The organism is Shewanella cyperi (assembly GCF_017354985.1).
GTDB classification, from domain to species: domain Bacteria; phylum Pseudomonadota; class Gammaproteobacteria; order Enterobacterales; family Shewanellaceae; genus Shewanella; species Shewanella cyperi.
In genome coordinates, this window is sequence record NZ_CP071501.1 from 1,886,551 (window position 1) to 1,900,567 (window position 14,017).

A 14,017-nucleotide genomic window follows, 5' to 3' on the forward strand; every position below is an offset into this window, starting at 1 on the left:
CTCGAGAAGATCAATCGCCCCGGCACTAACAGGCGAAAGAAACAGCGTACTGTCAGTAGCCGGATTGCAATTCCACCGAGTTGAACAGGGGCGTGTCTTTACCGCTGCGATGCTGATATATCATCCTGTAACTGAATACCGCCTGGACATATTCCCGGGTTTCCCTGAACGGAATCGACTCGATAAAGGCCATGGGATCCAGTTCCCCCTTGGTGCGCTTGCGCCAGGCATCCACCCGCTCAGGGCCGGCATTATAGGCCGCAGTCGCAAAAATTCGGTTATTCTTGTATCGCTTCAGCAGGCTGTTGTAATAGGCGCTGCCAAGGGCAATGTTGGTGGACGGATCGTCCAGTTGCTCAATCCGTTGATATGGGACGTTATGGCGTTTGGCCGTTTGCTTGGCGGTGGCCGGCATCAGCTGCATCAAGCCACGGGCACCCACGGAGGAGCTTGCCAAGGGGTAAAAGGCACTTTCCCGACGGGCTATGGCCATCAGTTCGGCTGCGTCCACCCCCAGACCTTTGGCATGGCGCTCGAAATGCTTCAGTTCGGCCGCGGGGAAGCGCATGGCCATATCGTCCCAGAGTTTGGCCTGGATAGAGGCATCCACCGCCAGGAAATCCCAGCCTCGGTCCATGGCCAGGCGTCCAAAATGGCCCTGGCGTTCCCGTGATTGACGGCCAAGCAACGACAGCCATTCACTGCGGGCATCCTGCAGGCGGCCGAGCGCCAGTAATTCGGTGATCCTGGCGAGCGCCGGCGTCGCCTCCAACGCCGCCCCCGGTTCTGCCGTCGCTGTGGGGATATCTTCCAGGTTAACGTTTTGGTTCAGCAATGCGGCTGCCTGGAAACCATAAAAGCTGCGTTGCTTCACCAGTTCCGACAGCAGCCGCTTTGATTCGGTTTTATCTTCGGTATTGACGGCAAGCCAGTACTGCCAGCGGGGCTCGGCGGCACCTTCACTGCTCAGCAGGGGTAAAAAGCGTTTCAGGGCTTCGGGATCATTGTCCCTCAATGCCCAGCGCAGGCGCATTTCCACCAGATCGTCGGAAACCAGCTGCGGCAACAGGGCATCGGCGAAGCTTTGCAGCTCCTGCTCCTGACGCAGCAAAATGCGCCTGCTTAAATGGCGCTGCAGTTGGCGACTGGTGAGCGGATTGAAGCGCTTGGCCTTGTCGTAGCGCTGAAACAGAGACACGGCTTCCTTGAGATCCCGGTATGACAGGCGCCTGAGTCCGGCCGCAACCATATCCGCCATCACCGGAGCCTTGTCTTGCCAGCGTTCCAGGTGCCGCAAGTTGCGCGGATCCCGGTAGATATCCAGCAAGCGTTGGGCTTCCTTGTGGTATTTGGTGACCTTTTTTGCCAGGAAGGCCAACAAGGAGCCTTCATCTGCCTCAAAGGCCAGAAACATGCGTGACCAGATCAGTTCCTGGGTGCGGTGGCCGGCTTTTACCCAGGCGGTAAACAGGGGATCGCATTCCTTGGGACGGGAATAGCCATAAAGCCACAGCTCCTTGGCCCCCTGGAATGCCAACTGCTTGTCGCCCTGGTGCAATTGGGCCTGATAGAAATAACACTGCAGCACCAGATCTTTGGGCTGGGTGGGGCTCATAGCCAAAAAGTCCTGCCAGCGATCTTCTTTGCCGGCCCTGCGCAGGTACCTGTGGCGGGCACGGGCCAAAAGCGGAGTGTCCTTGACCAGCTCCAGCTCTGGGCCGAGCTTGGTGGCGGGCAGTTGTAACCAGTGGTCAACCCTGGCGTTATAGTCGAGATAAATCGCCAGGGGGTAGCTGTCCAGCTTTTGCCGCAGCCGCTGGTAGTCCTGTCTTTTCCCTGCAACCAAGGCTCTTTCGGCGGCAAGAAAATCGGTTTGTTGCTGGGTCAGCTGCGCTGCCTGTGTGGTTGTGGCGGGCGCGGCCAGTGCCAGGGTGATCAGTATGCCAAAAAACTGCTTCAGCATGATGGGACTTTCTCCCGTAGTAGTGCCTTTAAGTGCCCGCCGGATGAGCGGGCGTTCCGATTTTGCGGCTTTCTGGCAACTAACTACTCGGGTGGCTGCATGGTCTCCAGTGTGTCATCCAATGCCTTTTCCAACAGGGCGCGTTCCAGTTGCTTGCTGGTGTCCACCCCGAGTTCGCGCATCTGGTGTGCCTGACGAACCAAATTGCCTTTACCGCTTACCAGCTTGCCCATGGCGGCTTGAAAACTTTTTTGTGAACTCTCAAGCGTCCGGCCCAATTTGTCCATATCATCCAAAAAACCGCACAATTTGTCATAGATCCTGCCGGCGGCTTTGGCTATCTGCTGGGCATGTTGATTCTGGTACTCATAGCGCCAGATATTGTGAATTGTCCTCAGCGCTACCAACAGATTGGTGGGGCTGGCCAGCATGATATTATGTTCCAGTGCGTAATTCACCAGGGTTGGATCCTGCTCCAATGCCAGCAAAAATGCCGGCTCTACCGGGATGAACATTAGCACATAGTCCAGGCTCTGGAGTCCATGCAACTGCTGATAATCTTTCAGGCTGAGCCCCTTGATATGGTTGCGCACCGATTGCACATGCTCCTTCAGGGCCGCCTGGCGGCTGTCTTCGTCGCTGGCGTTGAAACAACGCTCATAGGCCAGCAGAGACATCTTGGCATCGATCACCACGTCCTTGTTGCCGGGCAGGTGCACCACCACGTCGGGTTTGAACAACTTGCCCTTGTCATCTTTATGCTGTGCCTGGGTGTGATATTCGTGACCTTCACGCAGGCCGCTTTCACTGAGTACCCGCTCCAGTATCACTTCTCCCCAATTGCCTTGTTGCTTATTGTCCCCTTTGAGCGCATTGGTCAGGTTAATGGCATCCTGGCTCATACGCAGATTGAGTTCTTTGAGGGTTTCCAATTGGTGCTTGAGGGCGCTGCGCTCACTCTGTTCCCGTGAATAGGATTCATTGACTTGCTGCCTGAATCCTTCAAGTTGTTGCTTAAAGGGCCCCAGTAGTGCGTTGAGTTGTTGATTGTTCTGGCCTTGGAACTGATTTGCCTTGTCTTCAAAGATTTTGTTAGCAAGATTTTCAAATTGCTGATTCAGCCGGGTCTCGGCATTTTCAAGTAACTGCAGCTTATCCGCGAGTGCCTGTTTTTCTGCATCGAATTTGGCGCTCAGGGTTTGCTGCATGGCATTGGACTTGGACAGGGCCAATTGGCATTCCATCAAACGGCGGCGATTGTCTGCCAGTTCCTGTTCCAGTGCAGGTATCCGCTCGGCCTCTGCCTTGGCCTGGCCATAGCTCTGGTGCAGCAACTCAAGCTTGTGGCGAGCCAGCTCCAGTTGCTGCCTGCCGGTGCCCAATTCCTGATTGAGCAATTCTTCCCGTTCAGCCCATTGCAGTTGCTGACGTTCACTGAGCATATCCCAACGGCTGCGGGTCAGTTTTTGGTTCAGCAAGGCACCCAAAAGCAGTGTCAGAAAGGACAGGGCGGCGATGGCAATCCATTGGGAAATACTGAAGTCAAGAGCGCTGAAAGCCATGGAAAATCCGAATAAGTCAAAACCCGGTTGCCAGCATGGCATGTCGGCCATTGGGCTTCAAGCACGGGCGCGCCAAACGGGCAAGACTTGTGCAAATGTGGGTACGACTGAAAGCATTTTGGGTTTTATGCTGTCTTATTGTCACAGGTCGCAATTGTGGGGCGTAGGGATGAAGAAAATGACATTCAGCCGCGGGATACTGACACGGGCACAGTGGCAGGAATCGGAAGCCGCGGTGACACCGGAAGCCGTGTTTCGTGAACGAAGGGCGCTTATCAAGGCTTTGGGTATGGGCGCCGTGGGCGCCAGTTTACCGGGCCAGGTGCATGCCGGCATATTGGATTTGTTTGGTGACAGCAAGCCGAAGGAGTTCAGCACTCAGGCGCTGGAGTACGCCAAGGCGAGCGGCTTTGTCACAGATGAAGCGTTAACGCCGGAAACCAAGGTGATACGACACAATAATTTTTATGAGTTCGGCACCGGCAAGCAAGATCCTGCTGCCAATAGTCAGGGCATGCGGGTCGACCCCTGGCAACTGACGATCGAAGGTTTGGTGGATAAGCCTCTGACCCTGGGATTTGACGATCTGTTACGCCGTTATCCCCTGGAGGAGCGCATTTACCGTCTGCGCTGTGTTGAGGCCTGGTCCATGGTGGTGCCCTGGGTGGGGTTCCCACTGGCAGCGCTGCTGAAGGAGGCCAGGGTCAAGAGCGGAGCGACACATGTGGCCTTTGAAACCCTGTTTGACCCCGAGCAAATGCCGGGACAAAAGAACCGCTTGATGGGCGGCGGCATTCATTACCCCTATGTGGAGGGCCTGACCCTGGCCGAGGCGATGAATGAATTGACGCTGATGTCTGTTGGGCTCTATGGCAAGACCTTGCCACCACAAAACGGCGCGCCGATTCGGTTGGTGGTGCCCTGGAAGTACGGCTTCAAGAGCATCAAGTCCATAGTGAAAATCCGCGTGCTTGCCAAGCAGCCGCCCACCAGTTGGAATCGCCTGGTGCCCCACGAGTACGGTTTTTACGCCAATGTGAATCCGCAAGTGGATCATCCCCGTTGGTCCCAGGCCAGTGAGCGCCGCATCGGTCCCGGTGGCTTGTTCTCCGCCGAGCGGATCCCAACCCGCATGTTCAACGGATATGGTGACTATGTCGCCGAGCTGTATCGGGGACTGGATCTGAGGACACATTTCTGATGCGGCTGACGCCAAAGCAACTTCCCTGGCTCAAGGCCCTATTGCATCTTGCTTGCGCCTTGCCGCTGTGTTGGCTGATTTTTCAGGTGATGAGCGATAATGCCGGCGGCGATCCGGTGCAATTTATTATTCATTACACGGGCAAGGGCACCCTCAATGCGTTGGCGGCGACCCTGTGCGTCTCACCGCTGGCCCGTTGGCTCAAGTGGCCACTGTTGATCCAGTGTCGGCGCCTGTTGGGGCTCTGGTGTTTTGCCTTCGGCGTGCTGCATTTGCTGGCATTCCTCAGTCTCGATCTCCTGTTTGCCTGGTCGATGTTGTTGTCTGAAATCGTCAAGAGGCCCTATCTGGTGGTCGGTGCCAGTGGACTGCTGATCCTGACGGCGCTGGCGCTGACCTCATTCAAGGCCGCGCAGCGAAAGATGGGGCGCCGCTGGCAGCAATTGCACAATTGGGTTTATCTGGCGGCCATGCTGGGTCCGGTGCATTATTTCTGGTCGGTGAAATCGGAAATCATAGAGCCATCCATCTACCTGGGGGCTTTTATACTCTTGCTTTACTTGCGTCGCGATCGGTTGATGCGCTGGTTGTCTATTACCGCCTGACTCAATCCTGGCAATCGGGGTGAGGCAGGCCGTGGATTTTTCCGGGTCGATCGTCGTCGGCCTGGCTGCGTTTGGCCTTGTACATGTGGGAGTCTCCCACCTCCAGCAGTGATTCCAGATCTTTACCATCTCTGGGGTACCAGGCCACGCCTATGCTGAGGTTCAGCAGCAGTTGCAGATTGTCTATGCTGACGGCCTGGTGTAGCTGCTGCAAGATCTTGTCTATGACCTTGGTGAGTTCTTCTTCGTTTTGCAGATCATCGAGCCAAATCACGAATTCATCGCCACCGTAGCGGCCGACTATGTCCGAACGACGCACCGAGTGCTGCAGCCGCTCGGCCATGGTCCTGAGCACTATATCGCCAACGCCGTGCCCATACATGTCGTTGATGGGTTTGAATTGATCCAAATCCACAAACAAGAGTGCACCGCGACCACCGTTGCATTCGAGCCGCACCAGTGCCTGCTCTGTCAGTTGCTTGAAGGCATAGCGGCTGTGGACCTGGGTCAACTCATCGTGTTCGGCGAGGAATCTCAGCTGTTCTTTCTGGTTTCTCAGTTCCCTGGTTTGGCGTTCCACTTCTTTCTGCAACTCATCACGCTTGATGGTGGTCTGATTGAGCATATGCTTCATGTAGTTGAAATGACTGACTATGTCACCTATTTCATCCTTGTTGTAGGTCTTGACCGGATTGGCAAGATCACCATCAGCCATGGCATCTATGCCGCTGTCCAGGGATTGCAGGCTATGGCGGAATTGGGTCAGGGTGCTGAAGGTAAACAGGGTCAGGATCAGGCTTGCCAGCACCAACAGGGTACCGGCGATAAAGAGTAAATTGCGTTGATTGACCGCAGCGTAATCCATATGCAGTCTGCGGTAACGCATCAACTCTTCGTCGATAGCCTGGATACCTGTGTTGAACCTCGCGTGCAACATGCCCTGCGGACTGGTGATGGACATGGATGCAGTGTCTTGATCGTGTCTTAAATAAAGCTGCAACAGGGTGTTGAGATCATCGTTTTTCTTGATGATGTTATTGATCATTTCGTGACGCAGGTTGTAGCCAAAGCCCTGCATGAAGGCGAGCTCAGCGGCAATGGATTGGCTGAGCCTGATGGCGCCGTTGATGGCATCCATGTCCTGATATTGCTGCAGCTGCCACAGCTGGCTGCGCAGCGCGTCCACCTCTTGCTGTACCTTTTGCACCTGCATCTGATGCCGATAATCCTGACTGTGCAGTTGGCCTATCCGCAGTAACGACAGCAACACCAGGGCAATAATGGTGGCGGAAAACAGCACCATGGTCTTGAGGCGGCTGGAGATGGTCATAGGCCATCTCCCGGTGTATTGGATTGCTCTAAAGCCGATAACGCCCTGCTATCGACAAATCTGCGGAAATCTGGAACTTGAAGAATGCTGGTGTAGCCGGACTGGGTCGCCCAATGGGCCTGGATCAGCATGTTCGCAATCAGGGTATTATCCAGCGTCAGACTGAAAACGTAATCAGGCCAGGTGTGTTTCAACTCATCGTCCGAAAGCTGCAGATATTCGCCGACCATCTTTCGGGATAACTCGGGATTATCGTTAATATATTGAATAGCCTGCTCCAGTGCCCTCAGGACCCGAGCTTGTATTTGCGGACTGATGGCAGTGTTGCGTTTGGCCAATAGGTTGAAAGAAAGGTTGTAGTAGCCTCTGGCGGGAAAATGGAATCCCCTGTCGCCCAGGGAGTCCAATAGCTGGAAAGCATGGGGTTCCCAGATGGAAACGGTATCCACATCACCCGCCAGCAGCGCCGGTGCCAGCTCCTCAATGGCCTCGTATCCAATCACTACCCCCGGCGATGACTCCCCCGACAGGATACTGAATGAGTAGAGGAAAAACTCGCTGGCACTGCCACTCACCACGCCAACGCGTTTACCCACCAAATCCGGTACCGATGTCTGCCCCGGTTGTTTGAGGCTGATAAGCTTCACATCATTGTTGGATGTGGCAAAGCTTGCCAGGACACTGAAATCATCCCGACTGAAGGCATTGAACATGACCACAGACTCAGAGCTGGTGGCCATATCCACATTATCATTGATCATCATGTCAAAGGTTTTGTTGCCGCCGCGAACGGGCAACAGCTCGACCCTGAGGTCCTGGGCATCAAATAGCCCAAGATGGCTCGCAATTATCAAGGGTGCAGATAAGGGGGTGGTGGATATCGCAATCCTGACTGTCTGCACCTGATGCCCGGTAATGGGACGGTTCCACCAGAGCACTGCGATGGTGGCCAGTATCAGTAGACAACCGGGGATCAGCGTTTTTTTCATTCCCAATTCAATAGTTTGTTGGTAGGGGTAGACTAAAGTGTAGTGGGTTTTCTATCGCTTACCATGACGGCGGTAAGATTTTGTCTTTGGTGAGGGGAATGCCAGTGCGCGCAGGGGAGGTAAGACGTCGCAGGACGAAAAGACGATAAAGAAGGCCTGCCTTGGGCAAGCCTTTCATTAACAATATCCGCCTTCTATTAAAAAAGGAAAGTGGGTTTTACTTTCTTAAAAAAGGCTGTTGGTCTTCATCAATGCCCGACGAAGTAGAGATATATTAATTGGACTTCTAAAGGATTGAGGTCTGAGAAATTACCGCTTGTCCATTCGTGCCATTAACTCCAGCACTTCGTTATAGGACATGTTCAATTCGCGGCTTAAATTAATCACCTTGGTCTTATAGGTCTGGATATTTTCCTGCAAAGCCAATTGCGATTTCTTCTCTTCAACCAATTCGTTGACTGCTTCCTGAAGGATCAGCATACGCCTCAGGCTGTAATCCAAAGACTGTAAATATTTGAGCATTTGCTGCTTATTTCTGGCTTGTTCAAGATCCGTTGATAACTTCTTTTCATATCCATATTCATCAAGTGCAGCAATAGCAGATTGTAAATCGATGTCAGTTGTCATGTAAGTTTCACTTTGATGCGATATGTGGGTAACGCAGGTTTGGAGAATTAAATTTCCCGGGGGTTAAACTGATTATAGAGGGTATTTTTAGCCGGGAAAAGCCCTTTGACATTAAGGCTTGTCGCTTTAGGGGCATAAGGCTAAAGTAATAATGTAAGATGATGTTTATTAACTGAATATAACACGGAGTGTACTATGTTGGACCTGCTGCCCGATCTGTTCGATAGTTTTCCGGATGAATTAACTTTATTGCCTGCTACCTGGCAGCATTTCGGTTGTCCTTCGCCATTTTGGGGCGAGATAGTGACGGTTCGTTGCTTTGAGGACAACTCCAGGGTCAAGGAACTATTGGCTACTCCGGGACAGGGGAAGGTGCTGGTGGTGGATGGTGGCGCCTCCCTCAAGAGGGCATTGCTGGGTGACATGATTGCCGAATCGGCCCAAAACAATGGCTGGGCCGGTGTCATTATTTACGGCGCGGTGCGGGATGTGGCGACCCTGAGGACTCTGTCTCTTGGCATTAAGGCTTTGGGAGTCGTGCCCATTAAAACAGACCGGCGGGGTCTTGGGGAGACGGATGTCGTCCTTGATATTGCCGGTGTTGCCATTGAACCGGGTTGGTATTTGTATGCCGATGAAAATGGCGTGGCGGTTTCCCGTGAGTTATTGTCAATAACTGGGGCGTAAGACTGAAAAGGACTGAAGTGATGAAATTTTTTAAATGGCTGGCCATAGGTATTGTGGTGGTGCTGGCGACATTGGTGGCCTACGTTACCCTGATATTTGATCTTAACGACTTCAAACCCCGTATTGTGGATCAGGTTAAAAAGCAAACCGGACGTGAGTTTACCATTGCGGATCCCTTGGGATGGACTTTTTTTCCTTCTATTGGCATCAAGCTGGGGGGCATAAGTCTCGGCAATCCCCAGGGCTTTACTCCGGCCGATATGGTCCGGATTGACGCGGCGGTAGCCGAAGTCAAGTTACTGCCGCTGTTGTCGAAAGAAGTGGAAATCGCAGAAGTCAGGATTGAGGGCCTTGAAGTGAATTTGGTCACCCTCAAAAACGGCGCGTCAAGCCTGGATGGCTTGGCCGGGAGTGCTGAGGAGCCAAAGAGCGCGGACGCCGGCGACACAGGTACGCTCAGCTTGGAAAAATTCGATATCGGCGGTGTGACCATCGAAAATGCCCGTATCAATATCCGTGATGACAGCGCTGATTCCGAGTCAAAACTGGCGCTGGAATCCTTCCGGCTGGGACAGTTCAGCCTTGGCAGCTTTGCCGACTTTTCCTATCGCTTCCAGGCGGATTTGGGGGATATGACCGCCAGCAGCGACGGTAAAGGTCAGTTGCTGCTGAGCAAGGATATGGCGCAACTGCAGATAAAGGAATTTACCCAGGAGCAGCTTCTTAAAGGTGCAGCCCTGCCCAAGGGCGAATTGAGCGTCAATTCAAAAAGTGCCCTGACAGCGCAGCTCAAGGACAAGAGCCTGAAGTTGATCCTCGAAGAACTCAACATCGGTGATATATCTGCCAAAGGTCAAATCGGGGCCAACTATGGTGCCAAGGTACCGTCTCTGTCATTGGTTCTGGAAGTGGGGGATCTTGATGTCGATGCCTGGTTGCCCGCAACCTCCGAAGCAGAGGCCAAGGCCGGGGAAGCCAAGGTTAAGGCAGAAGAGCCCGATCTGCGCGGTATGAAGGCGGTGGATCTCACTGCCGACATCAAGGTCAGCAAGGTTAAGGTCATGGGCGTCAGCAGCAGTAATTGGCTGATGAAAGCCAGCCTCAAAGGTGGGGTGCTGAACATCAGCTCAATGACCGCCGATCTGTATCAGGGCAAACTCAAGGCATCGGCCTCCATCGATGGCCGTAAACCCGTTGCCAGTTACAACTTTGAAAAAACCATTGAGGGTGTGCAACTGTTGCCGCTGCTCAAGGACGCCGCCGATGTGGAGCTGCTCGCGGGTACGGCCCATATAGAGGTTAAGGGCAAGGGCTACAGTCTGCTGCCGGACAATATCAAGCGTAATCTGCTGGCCAATGGCAGCTTCGACGTGGCAGATGGCGCTCTCTATGGGGTCAACATTCCGCAGATGGTAAGGAGTGCCGAAGCCAAACTTAAGGGTGGTACAGAGGCCGCTCCGGAGGAGCGCAAGACGGACTTTTCCAAGCTCAGTGGCAGCTTGAATATCAAGGATGGGGTGGCAAACAATCCGGATCTCAGTATGTTGTCGCCTCTGGTTCGACTGAGTGGTTCAGGGAATGCCAAGTTGGTTGAACAGGAAATCGATTATCGCCTGATGACACGCCTGGTGGCGACCCTGGAAGGACAGGGGGGGGACAGTGCGTTGAGCGGTGTCGATATTCCTCTCGCCATCACAGGCAGTTTCCAGGATCCCAAGTTTGCCCTCGATACCCAGGCACTGTTTGATGCCAAGCTAAAACAGGAAGCGGACAAGGCCAAAGACAAGCTGAAGGATAAACTCAAGGATTCATTGCTGAAAAAACTGGGGGGTAACTGATGCGCAGCCTTGCAGTTCTGATGGCATTGCTTTGTGGTTGTCAACAAGGCCATGACACTGCCAAAACCGCGGAAACCGTCGCACCTGAGGCCAGGCAACCACCGGCGCGCATGGCGCCACCAAGAGCCGAGGCCGAGGTGGCACCTTTGGCCAGGGAGGTCACCATGAACAACAGCCAGTTGCATCCCATCAAGTTGCCAAAGCAGGGCAGTATCAAGGTGAAGGGCTTGCTTGAGGCCGAACTGGTTATCCACGGCCTGGAGGAAAAGGGCTTGAAGGTAACCCTGGAAGTGAGCAACCCCAACCAATACGGGGTGCCGCTGAGGTTTAATTCGGGCATGACCGCCGATCTTTGGCTGTTGGCGGCGGACGGCAGACGGCTGTGGGCCTGGTCAAATGACATGATGTTCACCCAGGCGCTCCGGGATCTGGTGATGGCTGCCGGTGCCAGCTATCGATTGACCTTTATGGTTCCCAGGAAAGAACTCAACAAGGGTGGGACCATGTTGAAGGCCGTATTTGCCGGCAAACCCACGGAAAGCCGACTGGAAGCCTTGCCGGAAATCCTGTTGCCGCTGTAAGCCGGATGGCTTGGAAATAAAAAGGGCAGCCTCGGCTGCCCTTTTTCAATTACGTTGTTTCATTTCACCGTTCAGACCATAACTCAAGCCATAACTTAAGCTATAACACAGGCCATAACACAGGGCTTAACTGCTGACCTCAATCACATCCACATAGAGCTTCAGCATTTGCCCAGGTTTAAGGTATTTGTCCTCGCCAAGGCCGTTCCAGCTGATGAGATCGGCCACCTTGACCTTGAATTTTTTGGCGATACGGGCCAGAGAATCACCGCTGCGCACCTTATAGTTGACCGTGCGCAACCTGTCTGCCGCAGTGTTGCTCTGCTGCCACAGCACCAGGGTCTGGCCCGGTCTGACCGTGCCCTTGGCATCCAGACGATTCCACTTGATCAGTTGCTTGACGCTGGTCTTATGCTGCTTGGCTATCAGCCACAGGGAATCCCCATTTCTGACCTTGTATTCCAACCTGACCTTGCCTTTGGGCTTGCTTGCAAGCTGTGGCAAGGGCTGGGTTTCGGCCCGGGCCGAGGCGGGCACCATCAGGTGTTTACCGGCGCGGATCTGATTGCTTTCCAACTGGTTCAGCGACTTGATAACCGCCGCCGTGGTGTGAAACCTGTCAGCTATGGTGCTCAGGCTGTCACCGGGTTTGATTTTATACCTGAGCCAACTGATGCGCTCGTCTGCCGGAATCGCGGCCAATGCTCCGGCGACTTCGTCGGCCCTGTCCACCGGCAGAACCAGCTTGTGGGGGCCCTTGGGCGGCGTGGCCCAGCGATTGAAACCTGGGTTAAGGGCCTGCAATTCGCCAAGACTCATGTCGGCGGCTTCTGCCACCAGAGCCAAATCAATTTGGCTGCCGACATCAACAACCTTGATGGTCGCCTCGTTGGCGATGGGCGCCAGGGAAATACCATAATCGTCACTGTGACGGATAACGTCGGCCAGGGCCAACAGCTGAGGAACGTAACGCTCGGTTTCGGTTGGCAAGCTCAGAGACCAGAAGTCGGTTGCCAAACCTTTCTTTTTATTACGCTGCACCGCGCTCAGTACCCGGCCTTCGCCCGTGTTGTAGGCGGCAATGGCATAAAGCCAGTTGTTGCCGGTTTTGCGATACAGGTATTCCATCATGTCCAGTGCCGCCAGTGTGGCTGCGGGCACGTCACGACGACCGTCATACCACCAGTTCATCTTGAGCCCGAAGTAGCGGGCCATGGGAGTGGTAAATTGCCACAGTCCCGAGGCGGCGCCATGGGAATAGGCCATGGGATCGAATGCGCTCTCAACGATCGGCAAGAGTGCCAGTTCCAGCGGCAGACCGCGTTTGTCGAGTTCTTCAACGATGAAATGCAGATAGGGTTCGGCGCGGGCCGAGACCTGCTCCAAATGCTTGGGATGCTTGCGATACCAATTGCGGTAGTCATTGACCCGTTTGATGTCGGGAACCGGCAGGGCCATGCCGTCCCTGAGTCTTTGCCACACATCGGAAGCGGCCACAGGAAAGCGGATTTCTTCCGGTTGGATCTCAACCTTGGCAGTTGATCCCTGTAGCTGAATGTCTTCTTCGGTATCGCGGGCGTCGTTTTTGCCCGACAAATCAAGTGATTGGCAACCGCCGAGCAGGAACAGACTTCCTGCCAATAGATAACAAGATACTCGCATTGAAAATGGCAACCCTCATTTATGGCGACAAAATTGTCACCGGCCCTCCTTATGGAAAGCTTTGTTTATTGTTTGTTCAGAAGGCGGCTATTCTAAATCAGTTTTCAGAAGATGTCTTTCCATTGGCGCAAAAGTGCCAGGGTGTGCACATCATCCTTGGGCTTTATACCGCTGTGGTGGGCGACGGCAGCACGAATGCTGTCTGTGCCGGTGCGCAGAAAGGGATTTATCGCAAGCTCCCTTGCCAGCGAGCTTGGCAGTGAAGGCAGTCCTTCGGAGCGTTGCTGTTTTACCCAGTCGGCGTAGTCGGCGAGTGCGGTATTTTGGGGCTCTGCTGTCAGGGCAAATTTGAGATTGGCCTCTGTGTATTCGTGGGTACAAAACACCCGGGTATCGCCTGGCAGGGCCTCGAGCTTGGCAAGGGATTCATGGAGCTGTGCCGCTGTGCCTTCAAAAAGCCGGCCGCAACCGGCGCTGAACAGGGTATCGCCACAGAAAAGTGCATCGCCTATCAGAAAGGCAATGTGGTCAAGAGTGTGGCCGGGAACCTCCAGTACCTTTATTGCTGTAGCTGTGTCGCCCTCGGAAATCGATCCTAAATGAAGCGAGTCACCTTCGCTGACCCTTTCACTGACGTTTGCGATGGCGGGATTTCGGGGCCCGATCACCCGAATTTTGTGGCCGCCCTGAGTGTTGGAGGCATAGTCCAGCAAGGCTTCAATGCCGCCGGTATGATCCCAGTGATGGTGGGTAACCAGTATGCCTTCCAGTGTCAGTCCCCTGGCTGCCAGTTCGGTAATGACAGGTGCAGCATCCCCCGGATCGACCACCCAGGCGATTGAGCTGCCGGCGCGATTTAACAGCCAGATATAGTTATCCTTGAATGCGGGAATAGGGTAGACCTGCAACATAGGGGCGTCCTGTTTTTTCTGCTTCTGACTGTCAGTGTACCCAGCGCAGACTGCGCAGCCA

12 protein-coding genes are annotated in these 14,017 nt (G+C 54.1%); 5 read left to right on the plus strand and 7 right to left on the minus strand.

What is annotated here, in order from left to right; all coding sequences use genetic code 11:
* Positions 1–52 precede the first annotated feature (52 nt).
* A complete protein-coding gene (locus tag JYB84_RS08110) occupies positions 53–1,963 on the minus strand; it encodes a transglycosylase SLT domain-containing protein (protein WP_207322897.1) in 1,911 nt (636 codons plus the stop codon).
* Positions 1,964–2,046: 83 nt separating this feature from the next.
* Positions 2,047–3,525 carry a DNA recombination protein RmuC gene (rmuC, locus tag JYB84_RS08115; protein ID WP_207322898.1) on the minus strand — a complete coding sequence of 493 codons (1,479 nt, stop codon included), beginning with the start codon at positions 3,523–3,525 and terminating at the stop codon, positions 2,047–2,049.
* Positions 3,526–3,703: 178 nt separating this feature from the next.
* Here rmuC and msrP point away from each other — a divergent pair, with 178 nt between their 5' ends.
* Entirely contained in the window at positions 3,704–4,726 is a 1,023-nt protein-coding gene (gene msrP, locus JYB84_RS08120) for a protein-methionine-sulfoxide reductase catalytic subunit MsrP (RefSeq protein ID WP_207322899.1), read from the plus strand.
* Positions 4,726–5,331 (plus strand): protein-methionine-sulfoxide reductase heme-binding subunit MsrQ, encoded by a 606-nt coding sequence (gene msrQ / locus JYB84_RS08125; protein WP_207322900.1) that lies wholly within the window; start codon positions 4,726–4,728, stop codon positions 5,329–5,331. The genes msrP and msrQ overlap by 1 nt, the downstream gene beginning before the upstream one ends.
* Position 5,332: 1 nt before the next feature.
* Here msrQ and JYB84_RS08130 read toward each other — a convergent pair whose 3' ends face one another.
* The 3 genes from JYB84_RS08130 to JYB84_RS08140 form a co-directional block, all read right to left on the minus strand.
* On the minus strand, positions 5,333–6,661 hold the full coding sequence (locus JYB84_RS08130; RefSeq protein ID WP_207322901.1) for a diguanylate cyclase domain-containing protein: 1,329 nt from the start codon (positions 6,659–6,661) through the stop codon (positions 5,333–5,335).
* On the minus strand, positions 6,658–7,650 hold the full coding sequence (locus JYB84_RS08135; RefSeq protein WP_207322902.1) for an ABC transporter substrate-binding protein: 993 nt from the start codon (positions 7,648–7,650) through the stop codon (positions 6,658–6,660). The genes JYB84_RS08130 and JYB84_RS08135 overlap by 4 nt, the downstream gene beginning before the upstream one ends.
* A gap of 309 nt (positions 7,651–7,959) precedes the next feature.
* Positions 7,960–8,277, minus strand: a complete 318-nt coding sequence (locus tag JYB84_RS08140; protein WP_207322903.1) for a hypothetical protein — start codon at positions 8,275–8,277, stop codon at positions 7,960–7,962.
* A gap of 195 nt (positions 8,278–8,472) precedes the next feature.
* On the opposite strand from JYB84_RS08140, the gene JYB84_RS08145 reads away from it, so the two are divergent.
* From JYB84_RS08145 to JYB84_RS08155, 3 genes are read left to right on the plus strand one after another with little or no spacing between them, the layout of a single operon-like run.
* Positions 8,473–8,964 carry a putative 4-hydroxy-4-methyl-2-oxoglutarate aldolase gene (locus tag JYB84_RS08145; RefSeq protein ID WP_207322904.1) on the plus strand — a complete coding sequence of 164 codons (492 nt, stop codon included), beginning with the start codon at positions 8,473–8,475 and terminating at the stop codon, positions 8,962–8,964.
* Between the two features lie 20 nt (positions 8,965–8,984).
* Positions 8,985–10,802 carry an AsmA family protein gene (locus tag JYB84_RS08150; protein ID WP_207322905.1) on the plus strand — a complete coding sequence of 606 codons (1,818 nt, stop codon included), beginning with the start codon at positions 8,985–8,987 and terminating at the stop codon, positions 10,800–10,802.
* Positions 10,802–11,383, plus strand: coding sequence for a BsuPI-related putative proteinase inhibitor (locus tag JYB84_RS08155; RefSeq protein WP_207322906.1), 582 nt, complete (start codon positions 10,802–10,804; stop codon positions 11,381–11,383). Before JYB84_RS08150 ends, JYB84_RS08155 begins: the two co-directional genes overlap by 1 nt.
* Before the next feature lie 126 nt (positions 11,384–11,509).
* On the opposite strand, the gene JYB84_RS08160 is transcribed toward JYB84_RS08155, so the two are convergent.
* A complete protein-coding gene (locus JYB84_RS08160; RefSeq protein ID WP_207322907.1) occupies positions 11,510–13,045 on the minus strand; it encodes a LysM peptidoglycan-binding domain-containing protein in 1,536 nt (511 codons plus the stop codon).
* A gap of 104 nt (positions 13,046–13,149) precedes the next feature.
* Positions 13,150–13,956, minus strand: coding sequence for a hydroxyacylglutathione hydrolase (gloB, locus tag JYB84_RS08165; RefSeq protein ID WP_207322908.1), 807 nt, complete (start codon positions 13,954–13,956; stop codon positions 13,150–13,152).
* Between the last annotated feature and the right edge of the window lie 61 nt (positions 13,957–14,017).

Excerpts from the sequence above, each read along its gene's own strand:
- msrQ (WP_207322900.1), top strand. The coding sequence starts at position 4,726 with ATGCGGCTGACGCCAAAGCAACTTCCCTGGCTCAAGGCCCTATTGCAT.
- JYB84_RS08145 (WP_207322904.1), top strand. The coding sequence starts at position 8,473 with ATGTTGGACCTGCTGCCCGATCTGTTCGATAGTTTTCCGGATGAATTA.
- JYB84_RS08135 (WP_207322902.1), bottom strand. The coding sequence starts at position 7,650 with ATGAAAAAAACGCTGATCCCCGGTTGTCTACTGATACTGGCCACCATC.
- JYB84_RS08160 (WP_207322907.1), bottom strand. The coding sequence starts at position 13,045 with ATGCGAGTATCTTGTTATCTATTGGCAGGAAGTCTGTTCCTGCTCGGC.
- JYB84_RS08140 (WP_207322903.1), bottom strand. The coding sequence starts at position 8,277 with ATGACAACTGACATCGATTTACAATCTGCTATTGCTGCACTTGATGAA.
- msrP (WP_207322899.1), top strand. The coding sequence starts at position 3,704 with ATGACATTCAGCCGCGGGATACTGACACGGGCACAGTGGCAGGAATCG.
- rmuC (WP_207322898.1), bottom strand. The coding sequence starts at position 3,525 with ATGGCTTTCAGCGCTCTTGACTTCAGTATTTCCCAATGGATTGCCATC.
- JYB84_RS08150 (WP_207322905.1), top strand. The coding sequence starts at position 8,985 with ATGAAATTTTTTAAATGGCTGGCCATAGGTATTGTGGTGGTGCTGGCG.
- JYB84_RS08155 (WP_207322906.1), top strand. The coding sequence starts at position 10,802 with ATGCGCAGCCTTGCAGTTCTGATGGCATTGCTTTGTGGTTGTCAACAA.
- JYB84_RS08130 (WP_207322901.1), bottom strand. The coding sequence starts at position 6,661 with ATGACCATCTCCAGCCGCCTCAAGACCATGGTGCTGTTTTCCGCCACC.
- JYB84_RS08110 (WP_207322897.1), bottom strand. The coding sequence starts at position 1,963 with ATGCTGAAGCAGTTTTTTGGCATACTGATCACCCTGGCACTGGCCGCG.
- gloB (WP_207322908.1), bottom strand. The coding sequence starts at position 13,956 with ATGTTGCAGGTCTACCCTATTCCCGCATTCAAGGATAACTATATCTGG.